This window comes from [Bacillus] enclensis, assembly GCF_001456935.1.
Classification (GTDB): domain Bacteria; phylum Bacillota; class Bacilli; order Bacillales; family Bacillaceae_B; genus Rossellomorea; species Rossellomorea enclensis.
Genome location: NZ_KQ758482.1, coordinates 870704 through 890408, shown reverse-complemented (window position 1 = coordinate 890408; position 19705 = coordinate 870704). Strand labels below are relative to the sequence as shown.

24 protein-coding genes and 1 riboswitch are annotated in these 19705 nt (G+C 41.7%); of the genes, 18 read left to right on the top strand and 6 right to left on the bottom strand.

Annotated features, from left to right (window positions below; translation table 11 throughout):
• Positions 1–7: 7 nt before the first annotated feature.
• Positions 8–144: riboswitch (FMN riboswitch) on the top strand.
• A gap of 155 nt (positions 145–299) precedes the next feature.
• Entirely contained in the window at positions 300–869 is a 570-nt protein-coding gene (locus tag AS034_RS04465; protein WP_058297660.1) for an ECF transporter S component, read from the top strand.
• A gap of 112 nt (positions 870–981) precedes the next feature.
• Here AS034_RS04465 and AS034_RS04460 read toward each other — a convergent pair whose 3' ends face one another.
• The gene (locus AS034_RS04460) at positions 982–1230 is read right to left on the bottom strand and encodes a ferredoxin (RefSeq protein ID WP_032087848.1); all 249 of its coding nucleotides are present in this window, start codon (positions 1228–1230) and stop codon (positions 982–984) included.
• Between the two features lie 226 nt (positions 1231–1456).
• On the opposite strand from AS034_RS04460, the gene AS034_RS04455 reads away from it, so the two are divergent.
• The 5 genes from AS034_RS04455 (at position 1457) to AS034_RS04435 (ending at position 5841) form a co-directional block, all read left to right on the top strand.
• Positions 1457–2521: a YpbB family protein gene (locus tag AS034_RS04455; RefSeq protein WP_032087849.1), complete on the top strand. Its 1065-nt coding sequence runs from the start codon at positions 1457–1459 to the stop codon at positions 2519–2521.
• Positions 2499–3962: a RecQ family ATP-dependent DNA helicase gene (locus AS034_RS04450; protein WP_058297659.1), complete on the top strand. Its 1464-nt coding sequence runs from the start codon at positions 2499–2501 to the stop codon at positions 3960–3962. Before AS034_RS04455 ends, AS034_RS04450 begins: the two co-directional genes overlap by 23 nt.
• A 9-nt stretch (positions 3963–3971) precedes the next feature.
• Positions 3972–4586, top strand: coding sequence for a CPBP family intramembrane glutamic endopeptidase (locus tag AS034_RS04445; protein ID WP_032087851.1), 615 nt, complete (start codon positions 3972–3974; stop codon positions 4584–4586).
• Positions 4564–5271 carry a LysM peptidoglycan-binding domain-containing protein gene (locus AS034_RS04440; protein ID WP_058297658.1) on the top strand — a complete coding sequence of 236 codons (708 nt, stop codon included), beginning with the start codon at positions 4564–4566 and terminating at the stop codon, positions 5269–5271. Before AS034_RS04445 ends, AS034_RS04440 begins: the two co-directional genes overlap by 23 nt.
• A gap of 114 nt (positions 5272–5385) precedes the next feature.
• Entirely contained in the window at positions 5386–5841 is a 456-nt protein-coding gene (locus AS034_RS04435; RefSeq protein WP_058297657.1) for a YpbF family protein, read from the top strand.
• 83 nt (positions 5842–5924) lie between these two features.
• On the opposite strand, the gene AS034_RS04430 is transcribed toward AS034_RS04435, so the two are convergent.
• The 3 genes from AS034_RS04430 to AS034_RS04420 are packed head-to-tail and all read right to left on the bottom strand — an operon-like array spanning position 5925 to position 7008.
• Positions 5925–6494 (bottom strand): manganese catalase family protein, encoded by a 570-nt coding sequence (locus AS034_RS04430; RefSeq protein WP_032087854.1) that lies wholly within the window; start codon positions 6492–6494, stop codon positions 5925–5927.
• Positions 6495–6521: 27 nt separating this feature from the next.
• On the bottom strand, positions 6522–6782 hold the full coding sequence (locus AS034_RS04425) for a spore coat protein CotJB (protein WP_058297656.1): 261 nt from the start codon (positions 6780–6782) through the stop codon (positions 6522–6524).
• Between the two features lie 4 nt (positions 6783–6786).
• Positions 6787–7008 (bottom strand): spore coat associated protein CotJA, encoded by a 222-nt coding sequence (locus AS034_RS04420; RefSeq protein ID WP_032087856.1) that lies wholly within the window; start codon positions 7006–7008, stop codon positions 6787–6789.
• Positions 7009–7161: 153 nt separating this feature from the next.
• On the opposite strand from AS034_RS04420, the gene AS034_RS04415 reads away from it, so the two are divergent.
• The 7 genes from AS034_RS04415 to AS034_RS04385 all read left to right on the top strand — a co-directional run bounded on the left by AS034_RS04415 (position 7162) and on the right by AS034_RS04385 (position 13637).
• On the top strand, positions 7162–7797 hold the full coding sequence (locus AS034_RS04415; RefSeq protein WP_032087857.1) for a CBS domain-containing protein: 636 nt from the start codon (positions 7162–7164) through the stop codon (positions 7795–7797).
• A gap of 73 nt (positions 7798–7870) precedes the next feature.
• Positions 7871–8251 carry a hypothetical protein gene (locus AS034_RS04410; RefSeq protein ID WP_058297655.1) on the top strand — a complete coding sequence of 127 codons (381 nt, stop codon included), beginning with the start codon at positions 7871–7873 and terminating at the stop codon, positions 8249–8251.
• Complete coding sequence (locus tag AS034_RS04405; RefSeq protein WP_058297654.1) at positions 8244–9011, top strand: metallophosphoesterase; 768 nt, start codon at positions 8244–8246, stop codon at positions 9009–9011. Before AS034_RS04410 ends, AS034_RS04405 begins: the two co-directional genes overlap by 8 nt.
• A gap of 97 nt (positions 9012–9108) precedes the next feature.
• On the top strand, positions 9109–10017 hold the full coding sequence (locus AS034_RS04400; protein WP_032087860.1) for a MerR family transcriptional regulator: 909 nt from the start codon (positions 9109–9111) through the stop codon (positions 10015–10017).
• A 74-nt stretch (positions 10018–10091) separates the two neighbouring features.
• Positions 10092–10685 carry an adaptor protein MecA gene (locus AS034_RS04395; protein WP_058297653.1) on the top strand — a complete coding sequence of 198 codons (594 nt, stop codon included), beginning with the start codon at positions 10092–10094 and terminating at the stop codon, positions 10683–10685.
• A gap of 239 nt (positions 10686–10924) precedes the next feature.
• Positions 10925–12202: a Glu/Leu/Phe/Val family dehydrogenase gene (locus AS034_RS04390; protein ID WP_032087862.1), complete on the top strand. Its 1278-nt coding sequence runs from the start codon at positions 10925–10927 to the stop codon at positions 12200–12202.
• Between the two features lie 469 nt (positions 12203–12671).
• Positions 12672–13637, top strand: a complete 966-nt coding sequence (locus AS034_RS04385; RefSeq protein WP_058297652.1) for a YpdA family putative bacillithiol disulfide reductase — start codon at positions 12672–12674, stop codon at positions 13635–13637.
• Between the two features lie 256 nt (positions 13638–13893).
• Here AS034_RS04385 and AS034_RS04380 read toward each other — a convergent pair whose 3' ends face one another.
• Positions 13894–14868, bottom strand: a complete 975-nt coding sequence (locus AS034_RS04380; protein ID WP_058297651.1) for an asparaginase — start codon at positions 14866–14868, stop codon at positions 13894–13896.
• A gap of 87 nt (positions 14869–14955) precedes the next feature.
• On the opposite strand from AS034_RS04380, the gene prsW reads away from it, so the two are divergent.
• Positions 14956–15642 (top strand): glutamic-type intramembrane protease PrsW, encoded by a 687-nt coding sequence (prsW, locus tag AS034_RS04375; RefSeq protein WP_058297650.1) that lies wholly within the window; start codon positions 14956–14958, stop codon positions 15640–15642.
• Between the two features lie 250 nt (positions 15643–15892).
• Here prsW and AS034_RS04370 read toward each other — a convergent pair whose 3' ends face one another.
• Positions 15893–16237 (bottom strand): hypothetical protein, encoded by a 345-nt coding sequence (locus AS034_RS04370; protein ID WP_032087866.1) that lies wholly within the window; start codon positions 16235–16237, stop codon positions 15893–15895.
• A gap of 232 nt (positions 16238–16469) precedes the next feature.
• Between AS034_RS04370 and sleB the strand changes: the two genes are divergently transcribed.
• The 4 genes from sleB (at position 16470) to AS034_RS04350 (ending at position 19704) form a co-directional block, all read left to right on the top strand.
• Entirely contained in the window at positions 16470–17264 is a 795-nt protein-coding gene (gene sleB, locus AS034_RS04365) for a spore cortex-lytic enzyme (RefSeq protein ID WP_231938015.1), read from the top strand.
• A gap of 14 nt (positions 17265–17278) precedes the next feature.
• Entirely contained in the window at positions 17279–18625 is a 1347-nt protein-coding gene (gene ypeB, locus AS034_RS04360; protein WP_058297649.1) for a germination protein YpeB, read from the top strand.
• Between the two features lie 165 nt (positions 18626–18790).
• Entirely contained in the window at positions 18791–19435 is a 645-nt protein-coding gene (locus AS034_RS04355) for a flagellar brake protein (protein ID WP_058297648.1), read from the top strand.
• An 80-nt stretch (positions 19436–19515) separates the two neighbouring features.
• The gene (locus AS034_RS04350; RefSeq protein WP_032087869.1) at positions 19516–19704 is read left to right on the top strand and encodes a YpfB family protein; all 189 of its coding nucleotides are present in this window, start codon (positions 19516–19518) and stop codon (positions 19702–19704) included.
• Position 19705 lies beyond the last annotated feature (1 nt).

The window sequence follows — 19705 nt, the reverse complement described above, 5'->3', positions numbered from 1 at the left end:
AAATAAGATTCGTCTTCGGGGCAGGGTGAAATTCCCTACCGGCGGTGATGAAACACTCGATGTTTCTAAGCCCGCGAGCCTTTTGTGGCAGGATTTGGTGAAATTCCAAAGCCGACAGTACAGTCTGGATGGGAGAAGATGAAGGTTTTAGCCAAAACGTTTAGAAAATGGGAAGCTGAACGTTTATTTGGGCACGCCTTTTGAAACTCCGGGATGTTAGTTAATCTGGGAGTTTTTTAGTGCTTCAATGGCTGAACGATCTTCTATGTGAGATGAATCTCCAAAGGGAGAGAAGTGCAATGAAAAAAATGACTACGCGTACGTTTGTAACAATCGGCATGTTAAGTGCCATTTCGTATGTATTAATGCTTTTTAACTTCCCAATTCCACCGTTTCCTAAATTCTTGATGGTAGATTTCAGCGATGTACCCGCTTTGATCGCCACCATTACATTAGGTCCGCTTGCCGGCATACTTGTCGAATTATTCAAGAACATCATCGACTATGTCATGACGGGGAGCGACACGGGAGTGCCAATCGGACACTTTGCAAATTTTGCAGCAGGAGTATTCCTGATCTTGCCGACTCACTTCGTATATTCCCGTTTCCAATCCAAAAAAGGGCTGTTGGCAGGATTGGTAACCGGTACCGTAGTAATGAGCATTGCGTTGGGAATACTGAATTATTTCGTCCTGCTACCTGCATATAAATATTTCATGAATTTTGAACTGCCGGCAGGAATCATCATTACGGGAATCGTACCTTTTAACATCCTCAAGGGTGCTTTGGTTACGGCAGTATTCTTATTATTATTCATTCGACTTCAAGGCTGGCTCTCGAAACAAACACCATTGAACAGAGCCGCTTGATAACATAAAAAGCCCCGCCAGCAAATGCTGACGGGGCTTTGCTGCATAGAAGCACAACCAACACACAGAAAACACAAAAGCGATCTTAAAAGATCGCTTTTGTTATGATGAACTATTCGAATTTAAGTGCGTCACCGTCAAATGGTTCGTCTGCAACTTTAATCGAGTCTGTCGGGCAGCCTTCGAATGCATCGATCATGTCATCTTCAAGTACGTCCGGCACTTCCACTGTACCCTGGTTATCATCAAGGGTCACGAATGCAATCCCTTCATCATCATAGTCATAAATATCCGGAGCAGCGGCTCCACAAGCTCCACATGCAATACATGTATCTTTGTCAACGATTGTATATTTTGGCAACGATAAAACCTCCTGAAAAAAATTCTATATATTCAATCATTCATTATACATAAAATGAGTTAGAAAAATAACCTAATTTATATTTTATAGAGGAAAGTAGAACATTTCAATAGTTAGGTCCGTTATTTATTATATTTATCCTAACTGCATAAAACAAAACATCAGAAGACATGAAATTCATGGTACAATATTTGACAATAACCTGCAATTCCAGAGGAGAAATCCCATGACTTATTTTCAATTAATATTATTATATTGCTTCAGGCAGTTAAATGGTGAACGATCTATATACTCGGCATTTCATATTTTAAAAGGTAAAAAGTCGTCCCAGTCCATACAGGATTCACATTTATTTCAATTACAGCCATTTTTTCTGTCGCTTCCCAATCTGTCCAGGGATTATTTTGATGAAAAAGTGACGGGGTTGGAAGAGCACCAATTCATTCTACTTAGTGAAGAATCAAAAGCCGTTCTGACTGAAAAAGGGGAAGCGGCATTAAATCAGCCGGCAGCTTTCTTTCCCTCCAATATGAATGGGCTCGTCTATGGGGACAGGAGTATTGTATTTTGGAGAAGGTTGAATTTATTGGTTCAGGTCCTCTCAAATATGAACCATAAAGAGTTGTCATATTATCCAGTTCAGCGGAGCAGGAATGTCCAGGACTGGATCAAGAGGTTCCTCAAGGGGGTTGCTGACAGGGAAAGACTTGCGGCTGGGTTATTCAAGGAACTCCATGATATATTAAATGATCTAGACCAAGAAGAAGATCCTTCCATCCTGGTTTACAGATTGACCGGCTTCCAGGATTATGGTTTGACGGAGGTGCAGACGGCGGAAAAAATGAACCTGACCGGGGAAGAATACCGGTTCAGATTTCTTAATCTGCTTCATGGATTACTTTCAAAAATAGATCAGCACAAAGACAAGTACATCATTTTATCTTATCTCAGTACCGTAAGCAGTAAGCAGAGGAACTTGACGCTTTCGACTGCAAAGACTTACGATTTGTATAGTCAAGGGTATTCGATTGAAGACATTTCACGAATCAGAAAGCTGAAAGTGAATACAGTAGAAGATCATTTAATCGAGATTATCTTAACACATAATCATTTAGATACAGACTGCTTTATCCCAGCTGCTGAATTAAAGAAGGCAGCTTCGGTCATGAAGGAACTGGGTACGAGGAGACTGAAGCCGATAAAGGACAGGCTGCCTCATTTGACCTATTTTCAAATAAGGATCGCTATTGCAAAGGCGGGTGGTAAAAATGGATCTCCTGCAAGAGCTTAAGGAGAGATTTGGTTATCATGATTTTAGGCGTGGACAGAAAGAAGTGATCGAATCTGTTCTCAACGGTTCGGATACATTGGCGATGCTTCCCACCGGAACGGGTAAATCCCTTTGCTTCCAGCTGCCTGGATATCTGCTTGAAGGACAGGTCATCATCGTTTCCCCTCTCCTTTCTTTGATGCAGGATCAGGTGGAGCAAATGCAAGTTAAAGGGGAAAAAAATGTCATTGCCCTCAATTCCTTCTTATCTTTTCCTGAAAAGAAGCGGGCTATCGAAAGGCTGCACACATATAAATTTATTTTCATATCCCCTGAAATGCTCAGTAACCCTGATATCAGGGAAGCTGTAGAGACCTTGACCGTGTCTTTATTTGTCATTGATGAGGCCCACTGCATATCACAATGGGGACCGGATTTCCGGCCGCATTATTTACAGCTTGGAGAAATAAGGAGGGGATTGGGAAACCCGCCTGCCCTAGCCTTGACCGCGACTGCTACGAAAGAAGTAAGAGAGGATATTAAAAACGTCCTGATATTCAAGGAACCTGCAGAAATCGTTTATTCCGTAGACCGTCAAAATATTGCTTTGACGGTTGAGAAGGTCGATACCCATCAAGAAAAGGTAAGCAGGCTTATTGATTATGCAGCTTCCTTAACAGGTCCCGGTGTCATCTATTTTTCGAGCAGGAGGCTTGCAGAGGAAATGGCTGTTCTCCTAAGGGAAAAGGGATTTGAAAATGTCACCCATTACCATGGGGGCATGGAGCAGGAAGAGCGCATATTAATTCAGCAGCAGTTTTTAACAAATAAACTGCGTATAATATGTGCAACCTCAGCTTTTGGTATGGGTGTAAATAAGGAAAATATTCGTTTTGTCATTCATTTTCACTTTTCTTCCAGCCTTGAAGCTTACTTGCAGGAAATCGGAAGAGCAGGAAGGGACGGGAAAGAGAGTGCAGCAATCGTACTTTTCACAGAACAAGATCTTTCGCTTCCATTGCATTTGATGGAGGGGGAGCTTCCTTTTGATCATCAAATTGAAGGGTTTGTCACCCTGTATCAATCAAAATCGTCCGATGAATTAGCTTCGTCCTTACAGCTCTCTGAAAGTCAATTCAGATTTTTGGACCATTATGTTCATGATCATTCAGTATCTGAGATGAACCGGCAGATCCACAATATTAAGCAGCTGCGGGATGAACGGCTGATATATAAGAAAGAAAAACTGATCTCAATGGTAAAATGGCTTCATAATGATTCCTGCAGGAGGGACGGCATCCTGCGGTATTTTGATGAGAAAATGAAGAATAAACCTGAAGATTGCTGTGATAACTGTGGTTTTGACGTGAAAGACCTCCATACATATGACACAGGAGAAGAAGTGGAGGAAATCCAGGAGATGGATTGGGAGCAGAGACTGGAAAAAATTTTAATAGGATAAGTGATGTAGATGAAGAAACAAGGCGATATCATCAAGGAGCTCACAAAAAAACAATTAACGTTTCATTTGTTTTTTACTCAAATTGTACTATTAACGATTGCCCTCTTTTTAGGTATATTGTTATTTGAAGATTGGTCCACTTTTGGAAGTCAGTTCCGTTTGACATCATCCATCTGGACTGTAGGATTATCTTTCGGATTGATTGTCGTCATGTTGGATCTCGTATTGATGAAGTACCTTCCTCCTGAGTTTTATGATGATGGAGGGGTGAATGAAAGGATATTCTCAGAACGGAATATAGGTGAAATTGCCCTCCTGGCATTCGTCATTGCGGTCAGTGAGGAAATCCTCTTCCGGGGTATCATACAATTTCACCTGGGGCTTATACTTTCCAGTATCATTTTCGCTGTCATTCACTTTCGCTATTGGGCTCATTGGTTCCTTATCATGAATATTGTTGTTTTAAGTTTTTGGATCGGCATGATTTATGAAGTGACCGGGAATTTATTGGTCACCATTATGATGCACTTTATCATTGACTTTTTATTAGGGATTTACATGCGTTTTAAGTCAAGTAAAGCAAGAAAAGAAGGGATGTCTCATGAGCAAAGACCCATTTCGTGACCTAGCAGATAAATCAAAACAGAAAATTGAAAGGGTTCAAGAGGAACCTGCTCCTAAAAAAAGGGAACCCCTGCCACCGAGAAGTGAATTACATCGAGAAAAGAAAAAAAAGAATAAAGTAAAACTGAAGTATCCATTAATCAGCCTATTGCTTTTATTTTTTATATTAATGCCTTTAACAGTTTTCAGCATATATTCATATTTTGATAACCGGAATGAGCCTTTGACGGTCTTTTCCGAAGAAAAGAACGAAGTACAGGAAGTCCAATACGAAGGCGGCGGTGACGATGGGGAGAAGGCGGCCGCTGCTGAAGAAAACCCCGACAGTGAACAGTCTGAACAAGAAGAGACGGCTGCATCAGCCAAAAAGAAGCAGAATGATAACGCAGGAGAAGAAGAATCGAAAAGCGGGAAAAAACTTCCTGCTGCAAAAGCCGCAGAAGTGGAGGAGCCTGCAAAAGCCGAAACTTCAGAATCTGCACCAGAGTCCAACCCGGAACCACCGGTACAGGAAACAAATACAAAGGTCATCTATCACACTGTACAGCCAAGTGAAACAATTTTTCGCATCGCGATGAAATACTATCATTCCCAGGATGGAATAGAGATTATTAAAAGCGCTAATAATCTCCCGACAAATGAAATTCAATCGGGACAGGTCTTGAAAATACCTCTTTCCCGGTGAATACTGCCCCGCTAAAAAGCGGGTTTTTTTATTGCCTGAAAATAGGGATTTTAATAAAGTACGATTCTATACAAGTGGACAAGTTCATAGAATGATAGAAGGGAGGGATGTGATATGCATGACTCAATCAGGGGTTTTGAAGATTGGACGGATCAAGCTACGAAACAGATGCTGCAGAATCTGATCGAAAGAAAACAAAAGTTTGACCGCGCGAAAAAAATGCATGTATCTATCTTGTGGCTTTCCGTTTTTACAGCATTTTGCTTTCTGTATTATTTAGCCAAGTCTGTGCTTGGTCCTTACTCATACTCTTTTGGCGCAATGTTTTCAGTCTATGTATCACAATCGGTCCATTTATATCTGACGGTATTTATAGGGGGGCTATTCGGAGCGGTCAAAGTCCTTCATCAGCTGAAAGAGAAAAAAGAAAAGGAGTATCAGGATTTGCGCAAGGAAATCATAGACAGGAGCAAGGACCTCTGGAAAGAAGATGCCTGGAAAAAGAGGCACGAGGTCTTCGATAAGATGAAAAGCCAATTCGATATCAATCTCTATCATGGGAGTAAGTAATAATAGCGGGGCAGGCTGCAGGAGCTGTATGAATAAAAGCGTTCGACAGGCTGGCCTGCCAAACGCTAAGAGGTTCATGCACATCAGAAGAATCTCTTTTTACCTTGTTCATCTTTAAGTATTTCAGCAGCTTCCCTGAATCGCTGCGAGTGAATGATCTCTCGTTCGCGAAGATACCTGAGCCCGTCATTCAAATCAGGGTCGTCACTTAAATTGATGATCCACTGATAGGTTGCCCTGGCTTTTTCCTCCGCTGCAATATCTTCATAAATATCTGCGATCGGATCTCCTTTGGCCTGGATATAAGATGCCGTCCAAGGGACCCCTGATGCATTATGATAAAAAAGTGCACTGTCATGACTGGCATAATGGGCATCAAGTCCGGCTGCCTTCATCATTTCAGGTGTAGCATCCTTGGTCAATTTATAAATCATGGTTGCAATCATTTCCAGATGTGCAAATTCTTCCGTTCCAATATCTGTGAGCAATCCGATTACTTTATCTGGAATCGTATACCGCTGATTCAGATACCGCAGTGCAGCTGCCAGCTCTCCATCTGCACCCCCATATTGTTCCACAAGATATTTTGCTAGTGTCGGATTGCATGTACTTACCCTGACGGGGTATTGCAGCTTCTTTTCATATGTCCACATATGAATGGATTCCTCCCTTGCTTAAGATTAAACCTGCCATGGCCACGGTGCCTCTTTCCAGTCCCATGGGTAATTTGAATAACTGTATCCAAAACTGGTCAGCGGGCCGAACTCTTTTTCAAACTTCTTTTTAATTTGTTTTCTTGTTTTTACGTACATATTGTATTGAGAAATCGCATCATGATCATCTGGGTGGGTATCAAGGTAAAGTGTCAAATCAACTATTACGAAGTCAACCGCTTGTAACTCCTCCATGATTTCATAATAATGTGCAGGAAGCTGTTTCATGGCTTTAATCTCCCTTCATTTTTTCATAGGGGCTGTAGTAAGGGTCATAAAACACTTTCCATAACGTCCCTTTCCTCAGTGCCTCCTTTGGTGCATATTGTTCCAGATTAGGAGGCTGAAACCCCAGGAAAAGGTTCGGGGGGGTCGAGTAAACCTTGGTCGTAATCGGTTTACATGGGTCAAAAGGGCTGACATAAGGGTGCCAGCTTCTATAAAAATCATGCACAAGTATCCCTCCTGTTTAGAAATTCCTTCGTAACAACATATGAATGAGTCTTAAAGAACATGTTAGAAAAATTAATAGCCTCCTGAAAGAAGGGATTTCAGTAAAAAATGTTGAATAATTTAAGCGTAGGAAATAAATAAAGAGGTGGTTCAATTGTTCGTAAAAAGTGCCATGATTCCAAAGCATAAATGCTATGTCGTCAATGAAAATGACTCAATCGGAAAAACGCTTGAAGTAATGGAGCATCACAAGATAGACGGACTTCCAGTATTATCGGGAGAACAGTATGCTGGTGTTGTGACCCGTTACAATATTTATCAGAATTTCTTTTTGTCAGGTATGGAAAGGGAGAAGTTCCTGAAAGAAACAAGGACGGCCGATATCGCCATCCATCAGGATAAATTCCTGGTTGAAAGCAATGTGTTTGAAGATACATTAGTCGAATTGCAGGACTTTCCCATCTTATCTGTCATTGACGAAAACAGGAACTTCCTGGGCCTCATAACCCGCTATGATGTACTTGATCAATTCAAAAGTGCATTCGGGATGGAAAGGAAGGGAGTGAGGATTGCTTTCACATCCGTTGAGACAGAAGGAAGGATCGCACGACTCGGGGATATTATCCAGCAATATTCAGAATCGGTCATTTCCCTTGTCACATTCGATGCGACAGATAAACTGCTTAGGCGCATCGTCCTGAAGATCGAAAAGAAAGATAACATCGATAAATTCATCAATAAACTGGAGAAATCAGGTTTCAGAATCCTTCACATTAAGGAAGAAGAATAAGGCATAATAAAATTCAATCATTCACTGTATGAATCAAAATCCTTCTCATAAGATTTATGGGAGGGATTTTATTATGCATTATATTTACAGGCTGATAGGTTCATTTATATTAGGATATTTATTCATTAAATGGTTTCCGGAAATTGAATCAAATGAGGCTTCGGGAATGATCATTGAACTTGTCCTGCATCCGGTTGAATTTTTTGCATCATCCATCATGTGCATTCTTGGCTTTATTGTACAGGGGACCCTGGTAAAGGCTGAATGCCTATTTTTAATCCGGATGTCCAAGGGGAATTTACATAAGGAACTGTTGATTGTACCTGTCCATGCATGCATGATCTATGGTCTCTCGCTGTTTGGTATTTGGGAAACTCTGATTTTTTCCTTCTTAGCGGTTTTTTATGGTATTATTTCTTTAGATTTGCGCAGGCAAGGAGGCCATCATGCTTGAAATAATAAGTATTTTATTAATGGGAGGAGCAATACTTCTCCTTTTTATGTATTACGAAGCCCACCGGAATGAAGTAAAGACTCATTCTTTTACATTTTGTGATTTTCCCGGTGATAAGGAAATGACCCTATTCTTTATCTCGGACATACATAAACGTAAACTGGATTCGGACCTGATTGATAAAGTCCGTAATAAAGCGGATTTTGCAGTTATAGGAGGGGACTTGACGGAAAAGGCGGTTCCTTTATCAAGAGTGGAGGAAAACTTGGATAAATTAGCGGAGATCGGGTCTGTTTATTTTATCTGGGGCAATAATGATTATGAAGTGAATAGTGACGAACTCCGAAAGCTGTTCAAGAAGAAAGGGGTTCACGAAATCGTGAACGATTCAGAGACACTCCAAACTGAAGGGGGTTTCGTCAATCTGGTCGGTGTGGATGATGCAAGTACGCAGAGGGCGCTATTGCCCGATGCGCTTTCCAAAACGGATCCCTCAGGGTTCAATATCTTATTGAGTCATGATCCCCGTCTGGTTAAACAGGTAAGAAAAGAAGATGGAATCAACCTTATGTTAAGCGGGCATACCCATGGCGGCCAAATCCGGCTCCTCGGCTGGGGTTTATATAAAAAAGGCAGGACAGAAGAACTTCCCCAAACCACATTATTAGTCAGCAACGGCTACGGCACTACAGCACTTCCGCTTAGATTAGGGGCACCTGCAGAAACGCATCTGATCACAATTAAACGAAAAGTACAATGAACAAAACCTATTCATTGCCTATACAAATTTTACACTGAAGGGAATCTCTACTATAATCTAAAAGAACATATGTAAAAGAAGACCGTGGGGGATTTCTATGAACGATCAAAATACGACCGGTAAATACAATATTAAAGCAGTATCCACAATACTTGGAATTCAGCCGGGTACATTGAGGGCATGGGAAAGAAGGTATAATATCATAGCCCCTGTAAGAAATGAATCAGGCCACAGACTGTATACCGAGCAGCATCTGAATATCCTGAAATGGCTTGTCTCAAAAGTGAAACAAGGGTTTACGATCAGCCAGGCAGTCGCTTTATTGGATAAGCAGGAACTCGAAGAAAACGAAGTAGTCGAGAATGTGAATAAGGATAGAAGTCAGAATATATCCGATGAACTGCTTAAAGCCCTGCTCAGATTTGATGAATCAAAGGCACATGAACTCATAAATAAATCTTTCTCCATTTATACGATCGACAAAGTAGTGATTGATATTCTCGGAAGTTTGCTTGTTCAAATCGGCGACCTGTGGGAGAGGGACGAGATAACAACTGCCCACGAACATTTCGCGAGCTCGATTCTGCGTTCGCGTATTGGCAGCATCATGCATTCATTTCCGCACAATGGGATTCTTCCCAAGGTCGTGGCGGTTTGCGGTCCAGGCGAATGGCATGAGTTGGGACTGCTGATTTTCACTCTCTATGTAAGAAGAAAAGGATTTGAAGTCATTTACCTTGGTTCCAGCATCAAAGAAGATGATATCGAAGTGGTCTTGAAGGAAGTGGAGCCAAAGTTCCTGTTCTTTTCATGTACCATGCTGGATAATGTAAGCAGCTTATTATCACTTGTTTCTTCTCTGAATGAAGATCATGAAGGGTTGGAGATTGGAATGGGCGGATTTGCAATTGATCACCTGCCGAAGGATTTAAAGGAAAAATATAAATCCCATATAGTGGGCCAGTCCAAATCTGAATGGGAAGACTGGTTAAAAAGTAAATTATAAAGCGGTGTTTATGCACTGATTTGTGCCCCCTACATAGTATGGTGTAAGTCGTCACACTCTTGGGGGGCACGCAAATGAGACTGGAGCGAATTTCCGATAACAAAATTAAATTTTCCATAAGTGTAGAGGAGCTTGAGCAAAAAGGCTTGTTTGAGCAGGAGCAATGGAAAGATTCAGTAATGTGGCATGATCTGTTTGAAGACATGCTGGATGAGGTGCAGGGTAAGTTCGGCATAGAGGCCCAGATGGAAATCACTGTGGAAATAGAATCTTTCGATGAAGAGGAAATTTGCATGATTCTCACTTTAGAACTGGATGATGAAGATTATTCAGATTTTGAAGGGAGCATGGAATTGGTGAAGCCCATCATCGAAAATGATTTATTGTTTCATTTCAATGATCTTGAAGGAACCATTGATGTGCTGAACAGGATGAGACATACATCCAAGTTCCAGGAACACCCTCTGGAGATCAGCTTTTTTTACTATGAAAGTAAATATTATCTGCTTTTTGAGAATATCCCCCGGAGCCAGCATCTACTGATAAAGACGATTGTCCTTGAATATGGAGCTTTGTCAAATCTAACCGCTTATATGATAAAGGAATATGGTCATCCAATCATCCTTAAACACGCGATGGAAAAAATGACAAAATATTTCCTCACATAACCGTTTTTTCATCACTTTTAGGTTTTGATCCTGAAAGTGTTTTTTATTTGTTTTGAATGTGAAATACAGGGAATGGATAGTAGAAAATAATTCGTCCCTCAAAAAAATGACAGCGTTTTCAAAAAAGTAGTTTATTTTTGTTTTTCTATCTTTGCAAGTAGAAATCAAACGTGTATACTATGTCATGAAAGCGGACTGGGGTCTGCTCTACAGTGAATATAACTGGGAGGTTTACATACATGGTAGCCGAGAAGGAGAAAGAAAATAACCAAGCATCCGAAAAGAACGATGTTTTGAAATCCACACAAACGGTTATTCATCTCGCATTAGATAAATTAGGATATCCAGAGGAAGTATATGAATTACTAAAAGAACCTGTACGAATGCTGACAGTTAAAATACCTGTAAGAATGGACGATGGCAAGGTTAAGGTGTTTACCGGCTTCAGGGCACAGCACAACGATGCAGTAGGTCCGACCAAAGGCGGCATCCGTTTCCATCCGAATGTCACTGAGAAGGAGGTAAAAGCTCTTTCGATTTGGATGAGCCTGAAATGCGGGATTGTCGACCTGCCCTATGGCGGCGGGAAAGGCGGAATCATTTGTGATCCCCGTGACATGTCCTTCAGGGAGCTTGAACGGCTGAGCAGGGGTTACGTCAGGGCAATCAGCCAGATTGTAGGACCGTCCAAGGACATTCCTGCACCTGATGTGTTTACAAATTCGCAGATCATGGCATGGATGATGGATGAATACAGCAGGATCGATGAATACAATTCACCCGGGTTCATTACAGGAAAACCCCTCGTACTTGGAGGATCGCATGGCAGGGAAACGGCTACTGCAAAAGGCGTGACGATCTGTATCCGGGAAGCAGCCAAGAAAAAAGGGATCAAACTGGAAGGGGCCCGGGTCGTGGTCCAGGGATTCGGTAATGCAGGCAGCTTCCTCGCAAAGTTCATGCATGATGCAGGCGCCAAAATAATCGGAATCTCCGATGCATACGGCGGTCTGCATGATGAGGAAGGATTGGATATTGATTATCTGTTGGATAGGAGGGACAGTTTTGGTACAGTCACCAAATTGTTCAATAACACAATCACAAATCAGGAATTACTTGAACTTGATTGTGACATCCTTGTCCCAGCCGCGATTGAAAATCAAATTACTGAACATAATGCACATAAAATCCGTGCAAGCATCGTCGTCGAGGCAGCAAACGGACCGACGACTTTGGATGCAACAAAAATCCTGACTGAAAGAGGGATATTGCTTGTACCTGATGTTCTTGCTTCATCAGGAGGTGTGACAGTATCCTACTTCGAGTGGGTTCAAAACAACCAGGGATATTACTGGACTGAAGAAGAAGTGGAAGAAAAACTGGAGAAGATACTGGTCCATTCATTCAACAATGTCTACGAAACCTCACAGACAAGACGGGTCGACATGAGACTGGCCGCCTACATGGTCGGCGTAAGAAAAATGGCCGAAGCCTGCCGCTTCAGGGGATGGATTTGATTTTAATAACCTTACAAAAAAGGATGGGGCTTCCCATTCTTTTTTTGATCTTAAATTTCTATTTTGTGATAATCAATCAGTTGCTTTGACCAATTACTGAAATTAATCCATAATGTTCATGGAGAATGTTTTTTATATTTGAGAACAAATACTATATTTTATAAATGAATGATTATGTTTGACAGTCCCAGCTGTTGATTGGAGTAGAAGACGCAGACTCCTATGAGAAAAGCGGAAGGGATTTTGGTCAGGGGCGGGTGGCATAAGACGAATCGGCGACGAAGGCGTTCTTTTCCTTCTTGGTCGGTTTGGCTTATGACATGGGCCTCTAAGCCCTGCAGCTAAGCAGTTATAAGTTATATCTCTTCAATGCGGGAGGCTCACGGGCTGCCCGCGGAAATCGTAGTCTTCCACGGAAATCAACAGCGGTAATGAACAGACAAAGATATTTAGCAAGGAGTGCCTGAAGTTGAGAAACGAAGAATGTATCATCGTCGGCGGAGGACCATGCGGTTTATCAACGGCGATACACCTTAAACAACAAGGAATCGACCCCCTTATCATTGAAAAAGGAAACATCGTAAACGCAATATATAACTACCCTACGCATCAGACTTTCTTTTCTTCTAGTGAAAAGCTTGAGATCGGCGATGTGCCTTTCGTCATCGAAGAGCATAAACCCCGGCGTAATCAAGCACTTGTTTATTATCGCGAAGTGTCAAAAAGGAAAGATGTAAGAATCAATCGTTTTGAATTAGTCAACAAAGTCGAGAAGAAAGACGGCGGCTTCATCATCAGCACCTCCAAAGAAACGTACCGGGCAAAATACGTCATCATCGCCACAGGTTATTATGACAACCCGAATTATATGGGGATCCCGGGTGAAGATAAGGAAAAAGTCTTTCATTATTTCAAAGAAGCTCATCCTTTTTTTGACACCGACACTGTCGTGATAGGCGGAAAAAATTCAGCGGTGGATGCAGCCTTGGAGTTGAACAAAGCAGGGTCAAGAGTGACGGTGCTTTACCGGGGAAGCGAATACTCAAAAAGTGTTAAACCATGGATCCTTCCAAACTTCGATGCACTTGTGAGGAACGGGGAAGTCAAAATGGAATTCAATGCACATCTGGAAGAAATCACGGATGATGCAGTCCTCTATACGGTGAAAGGGGAAAAGAAAGAGATCAAGAATGATTTCGTCTTTGCCATGACCGGATATCACCCGGATCACAGCTTTCTTACCAAGATGGGTATATCGATCGACCGGGAGAGCGGCCGTCCGGCATTCGATCCTGATACAATGGAAACAAATGTAGAAGGTGTATATATAGCCGGAGTGATTGCGGCAGGTAATAATGCGAACGAAATATTTATAGAAAACGGCCGGCACCACGGCGGTCTGATTGCAAGGTCCATAATAGAGAAACAGAAATAATAAGAGGCTGGGACATAAGTGATATAGCCTAAGGAAAACCCGAATGAATTTGCTTTCTAACTGGCAAATTCAATCGGGTTTTTAGTTTACATGTTGAGTTAAGTAATAGTGCTTTCCAGCGGTTGATTGGAGTGTAAGACGAAGACTCCTGCGGAAAGCGAAGTCTTGCACGGAAATCATTAGCGGTGTTTAAGCATGCTATAAAATGTTCGTCTTTAGACGGTGTTAGCAGGATTTTGTCCGCCTCTTTTGTTTATTAGTTCTTGAAAATACGCTCCATTTCTTGAAAGTCATCTGTTTGAGACAAAGCAACCATCAGCTTTATCCGTGCTTTTTGACCGTTCAGGCCGTTAGAGAATATGACTCCCTTTTCTTTTAATTGCTTTCCCCCACCCTCATAACCATATACATCCTGGGCGATGCCGTTGAAGCACCTTGAAACAAGGACTACAGGGATACGGCTGTTCAAAAGCTCAATGATACCTGGGACAGCTTCCGGTGGGAGATTACCCTGTCCGAGAGCCTCGATGACCACACCGTCGAACTTGAGGTTCTTTATTGCACCAAGAAGACTTGAATCCATACCTGCGTAAGCTTTGATTAGGGTAACTTTTTTTGTGATGTCACATACTTTATAGCTTTCGGAAGAGGTCGGCTGATGGTGAAATAATATGCCTCTCTTAGTTACGATCCCGATCGGACCATATTGAGGGCTTTGAAAGGTCGAGACGTTGCTTGTGTGTGTTTTCGTCACATTCTTCGCCGAATGGATTTCATCATTCAATACAACCAGGACACCTTTATTTTTTGATAGGGGATCGGCTGCCACCCGGACGGATGAAATAAGATTATAAAGACCATCTGCACCGATTTCATTACTTGATCTCATGGCTCCGGTCACCACGATCGACACGGGAAGGGAAATGGTCAAATCAAGAAAATAAGCCGTTTCCTCAAGAGTGTCCGTCCCGTGTGTAATCACGACACCGTCGAATTCCTGATTTTCATATTCTGCTTCTATCAAACGTTTTATTTCATGCATATGTTCCGTTGTGATATGCGGAGAAGGAAGATGGAAGGCTTCGATTACGCGGACGTCAGCTAAATTTGCCACCATTGATGTTTGGACAGACAATGGATTTTCCCTGCCCGGGATAACGGACCCCGTATCTTTATCTTCCATCATGGAGATGGTTCCACCCGTATGTATGACAAGCACATTTCTTTTCATGCATCTTTCCTCCTTGGATTTTGTTATTTTCTTTCCTACTTTAACATGATACGATTAAGAAAACTGAAAGAAAAGAGGACTTTTACTATGCTGGTGGTTTTATCAGCGGGAATAGCACCGGGCCTTGCTCTTCTGAGTTATTTTTATTTACGCGATGAGTATGAAGCTGAACCGGTTGTGCTAGTCTTTAAAACATTCATATACGGTGTCTTGATTACTTTTCCAATCATGTTTCTACAGTATGTATTAAAAGTGGAAGGGTTTGTCGATTCAAACTGGCTGAATGCCTATATTTCTTCTGGACTGCTGGAAGAATTTTTTAAATGGTTCATCCTCATGGTCGCCATTTTTCAACATGTTCATTTTAATGACCCGTATGACGGGATCATATATGGAGCAAGTGTTTCACTTGGGTTTGCAACAGTTGAAAACATATTATTCCTGTTGGCAAACGGGGTTGAATACGCATTCGGGAGAGCGCTCATGCCAGTCTCCAGCCATGCTCTCTTCGGTGTATTGATGGGTTATTATCTCGGCAAGGCCAAGTTTTCAATAAGGGACAACCGGCAGAAATGGCTGGTGATCTCGGTGATGGTCCCGCTTGCATTGCACGGGACATATAATTATATCTTTTTGTCTGAGAAGAACTGGATTTATTATATGATTCCATTCATGTTGTTCCTTTGGTGGCTTGGACTGAAGAAAGTCAAACATGCACACCGCCTGACTGCCAAAAAATACTCTCATTCAGAGTTGAAGAAAGAAATTCTTTAATAGTGTTTTAGTCTAAGTAAAACCCGAACTAATTTGCGATAGATAGGGCAAATTAGTTCGGGTTTTTATTGTTTAAAGTGCATTTTGAGTTTAGCCCTTTCAAGTGAATGATTGGAGTGCAGGGCGAAGACTCATGTGGAAAGCGAAGTCTTGCACGAAAATCATTAACGGTAAAAAGAACTTCTACTGATAATGTACGTCTTTATATGGTAGCTTTTCAGTTCTGTCACAACCTCTTTTTGGGCGGAATCTATTTGTAAGTCGCTGCAAGGTCTGTCTTTGGTGCTTCTTTGCGTTTCACTTCATCAATTTTGTTGACGAACATCTGAAACACTTTTCTTTTTTCATCAAGCTCTCTTATGTATTCCTTGAGTTCACTGTATTTTTCTTCGAATGGCTTGTGATACATTTCCCGGATATTCTCGATGATTTCTTCATTCACAGTGGACTGGATGACCTGTTTGGTGATTCCGTATTTATAGGAATAGACCTTTAATTCTTTTTTCACCTCATCGTAGTCCGTATTGATTTGGTCCAGTACTTCTGAAATGTCTTCTTTCCATTCATCCAGTGATTTGGCTAAATAATCTTCCATAATTGCCTCCCCCTTTATAAAAGACTCGAATGGTCCTTCCATTTATTATAACTCAGGCTGTTTACATCCCTTTTGCCGGAACATTACATTGTCTTTTCAAGAAAGGGGATTTTTTATTTTCATCTTGTATAAAATGGATGGCTCTACAAAAACTAGGGTTAATGTTAATTGAAGATATGGAGGTTAATGAATGATGAATAGCCGCATCAAATGGTTATGTACAACTGTCGTCATGGTGCTTGTCTGTTCTCTTTTAATGATTTCATCTGAAGGGGAGAAAGCGGACGCTTTTACAAATCAAGTCATTCAGCATGGAGCTACGGGTGATGATGTAATTGAGCTTCAATCCAGGCTTCAGTATATTGGCTACTACAATGGTAAAATCGATGGAGTTTTTGGCTGGGGCACTTATTGGGCATTAAGGAATTTCCAATATGAATTCGGCCTTCCAATCGATGGGTTAGCCGGTGCTGAAACGAAAGCAAAATTAGTGAAAGCATCAAAGTATAACGAGCAATTCGTAAAACAGCAGATAAACAAAGGGAATAAATTCAGTCACTACGGCGGCACGGATATGAGCAAGCAGAAAGGTGCAGGAGGTGGCGGAAAGACTTCACAGCCCCAGAAGCAGACTCCATCCAAACCGACGGCTGCAAACACACCGAATGGATATTCTCAAAATGATATCCAGATCTTGGCGAATGCCGTCTATGGCGAAGCCCGCGGGGAGCCATATGAAGGACAGGTGGCTGTAGCAGCGGTCATTTTAAATCGCATCGACAGTCCATCATTTCCGAATACAGCAGCAGGTGTGATCTTTGAGCCAGGTGCTTTCACTGCCGTTGCTGACGGACAGATCTACCTGACTCCTAATGAAAAAGCGAAGGAAGCAGTTCTGGATGCCATTAACGGATGGGATCCATCTTCAAATGCACTGTATTATTTTAACCCTGTTACCGCAACGAGTGATTGGATCTGGTCGAGACCGCAAATCAAGCAGATAGGGAAACATATATTCTGTAAATAACGAGGTGAAGGATATTGATACGCACTATTTTAATAGCTATACTCGTCATCGGCGTCGCTGGAACCGCCTTTTGGGGGTACCAGGAGCATCAGGAAAAAAATGCGATCCTGATCAACTCAGAAAACAACTATCAGCGTGCATTTCATGAACTGACTTATCAGGTTGACCTGCTGCACGATAAGATAGGAACAACTCTTGCCATGAATTCCAGAAAATCGCTGTCACCTGCCCTTGCAGATGTCTGGCGACTTACATCCCAGGCGCATAGTGATGTGGGTCAATTACCATTAACCTTACTGCCATTTAATAAAACCGAAGAATTTTTGAGCAAAATAGGAGATTTCAGTTACCGTGTGGCGGTGAGGGACCTGGATGATAAACCGTTGACAGATAAGGAATACGCTTCATTAGAGAACCTTTACAAACAAAGTGCCGACATCCAGAAGGAATTAAGAAGGGTGCAGCATCTTGTCATCAAGAATAATCTACGATGGATGGATGTAGAGATGGCACTTGCTTCTGGCAAGGAAAAAGCCGATAACACGATCATTGACGGCTTTAAGACGGTGGAGAAGAATGTATCGGGATATGATGAAGCAAGCTTTGGATCCACTACATTTGTAAACAGTCAAAAAAGAGATGAGAATTTCAGAAAGCTAAAAGGCGAAGAAATTTCTAAGAAAGAAGCGGAGGCAATTTTAAGGAAGTATTCCGGAATCGATAAATCAAAGGAAGCTAAAGTTGCAAGCAGCGGCAAGGGATCGGAGTTCAAATTTTATAGTGTCTCCATTGGGAATGGAAAGACAGACGCGAGTATGGATATAACACAAAAAGGGGGGTATCCCATCTGGTATATCAATAACCGTGAAGTAAAAGAGGCGAAGATCAGTTTGAATAAAGCTTCTGAACAGGCAACTAAATTCCTTAAAGAAAACAAGTTCGAAAAGTTGGAGCTGTTCGAAAGTGTCCAATACGACAAACTGGGCGTATTCACCTATGTGACTCTCCTTGATGGTGTGAGGATTTACCCTGATGCAATCAAAGTGAAAGTAGCACTAGATAACGGACAAATCGTAGGGTTTGCCGCTGAGGAATATCTGAGGAACAATCACAGCCGTGAAATTCCAGAACCCGGTATCACCCTGGAAGAAGCAAAAACAAAGACAAACCCGAACTTGAAAGTCATGGAAGAAAGACAGGCTGTCATCATCAACGACTTGAACGAAGAAGTACTGTGCTATGAATTTCTTGGAATGCTCGGAAATGACACTTACAGAATCTTCATCAATGCCGACACTGGCGAAGAAGAGAAAGTGGAAAAGCTCAAAAATGCAGAACCGATTTATGAAGAAGTTGTATAAAATGAATGGGCGGTATCCTTAAATAGGGTACCGTCTTATTAATGGCAATCAACCCATGCGGATTCACGATTGCCTAAATTACAAAAAAAGTATGGAAAGGAAGTATTTTACGTGACATAATATAGGTACATCATATCAGTAGCGGGAAAGTGAGAGTAATGCGCAATGATCAAAGCCGGAACAATACTGCAGCTTGAACCTATTCATAACGATACACCCGAGAAGTACCGATGCAGGGTGGTCGAGTCGGAAGAAGACGGGATCTTCATTGATTACCCTATACATACTAAAACCGGAAAGACCATATTCATGATGAATGGCACCCAGCTTAAAGCAAGTTTCGTCTACAATGAACAGACCGTTCTAATGTTCGAGTCGGAAGTCCTGGGCAGGAAAATTTCAAAAATCCCCATGGTACATATTCACTATCCTGGTGAGGACAAACTGGTGAAAGTACAAAGGAGACAATATGTACGCGTCGAAACCAATGCGGATATCTCCCTTTATTACGGTGATGAGTACCATCCTGCTGTCACAGAGGATATCAGTGCAGGCGGTTGTGCGGTCAGGATGAACGGAATAGAAATTGAACAGGGTGCACGCATCTCGATGATCATCGTTTTGACGATGCAAACCGGGGAATGCCACTACCTCGAAATAATGGGAAGCCTTATCCGTGTATGGGAGCGGAACAATAAAAAAATTGCAAGTATACAGTTCTTGAACTTGTCAGAAACCCAGAGGCAGGTCATCATGAGATTTTGTTTTGAAAAGCAGCTGGAACTCAGAAAAAAAGGTCTCCTTGAATAAAATTCCATCATTTACACATACTTTCTCATAAAGGATTCAATATCTTGAATGACGTGCAGATTAAGAAAAGGGTGTAATTGATGAGGGCAATAGAAAGAATATTGATAAAGCTGGCTATCATACATTTTATTTTACTTCTGGCCATCCAATTTGTTTTTCACGAACTTAATATACTGCCGGAACTTCATAAGATCGTATTTTATGAAGGGGTGGAGAAAATGGAATATAGTGAAATAGTGGAAACCATATCAAACAGCAGAAGCAGGTGAA

Bases quoted from the DNA above. Each gene is read 5' to 3' on its own strand.
- AS034_RS04455 (WP_032087849.1), top strand. From the start codon at position 1,457: ATGACTTATTTTCAATTAATATTATTATATTGCTTCAGGCAGTTAAAT.
- AS034_RS04440 (WP_058297658.1), top strand. From the start codon at position 4,564: ATGAGCAAAGACCCATTTCGTGACCTAGCAGATAAATCAAAACAGAAA.
- AS034_RS04350 (WP_032087869.1), top strand. From the start codon at position 19,516: ATGAGGGCAATAGAAAGAATATTGATAAAGCTGGCTATCATACATTTT.
- AS034_RS04435 (WP_058297657.1), top strand. From the start codon at position 5,386: ATGCATGACTCAATCAGGGGTTTTGAAGATTGGACGGATCAAGCTACG.
- AS034_RS04400 (WP_032087860.1), top strand. From the start codon at position 9,109: ATGAACGATCAAAATACGACCGGTAAATACAATATTAAAGCAGTATCC.
- AS034_RS04450 (WP_058297659.1), top strand. From the start codon at position 2,499: ATGGATCTCCTGCAAGAGCTTAAGGAGAGATTTGGTTATCATGATTTT.
- AS034_RS04430 (WP_032087854.1), bottom strand. From the start codon at position 6,494: ATGTGGACATATGAAAAGAAGCTGCAATACCCCGTCAGGGTAAGTACA.
- AS034_RS04370 (WP_032087866.1), bottom strand. From the start codon at position 16,237: ATGGAAGATTATTTAGCCAAATCACTGGATGAATGGAAAGAAGACATT.
- AS034_RS04405 (WP_058297654.1), top strand. From the start codon at position 8,244: ATGCTTGAAATAATAAGTATTTTATTAATGGGAGGAGCAATACTTCTC.
- AS034_RS04465 (WP_058297660.1), top strand. From the start codon at position 300: ATGAAAAAAATGACTACGCGTACGTTTGTAACAATCGGCATGTTAAGT.
- AS034_RS04410 (WP_058297655.1), top strand. From the start codon at position 7,871: ATGCATTATATTTACAGGCTGATAGGTTCATTTATATTAGGATATTTA.
- AS034_RS04445 (WP_032087851.1), top strand. From the start codon at position 3,972: ATGAAGAAACAAGGCGATATCATCAAGGAGCTCACAAAAAAACAATTA.
- sleB (WP_231938015.1), top strand. From the start codon at position 16,470: ATGGTGCTTGTCTGTTCTCTTTTAATGATTTCATCTGAAGGGGAGAAA.
- AS034_RS04395 (WP_058297653.1), top strand. From the start codon at position 10,092: ATGAGACTGGAGCGAATTTCCGATAACAAAATTAAATTTTCCATAAGT.
- prsW (WP_058297650.1), top strand. From the start codon at position 14,956: ATGCTGGTGGTTTTATCAGCGGGAATAGCACCGGGCCTTGCTCTTCTG.
- AS034_RS04380 (WP_058297651.1), bottom strand. From the start codon at position 14,868: ATGAAAAGAAATGTGCTTGTCATACATACGGGTGGAACCATCTCCATG.
- AS034_RS04425 (WP_058297656.1), bottom strand. From the start codon at position 6,782: ATGAAACAGCTTCCTGCACATTATTATGAAATCATGGAGGAGTTACAA.
- AS034_RS04355 (WP_058297648.1), top strand. From the start codon at position 18,791: ATGATCAAAGCCGGAACAATACTGCAGCTTGAACCTATTCATAACGAT.
- AS034_RS04390 (WP_032087862.1), top strand. From the start codon at position 10,925: ATGGTAGCCGAGAAGGAGAAAGAAAATAACCAAGCATCCGAAAAGAAC.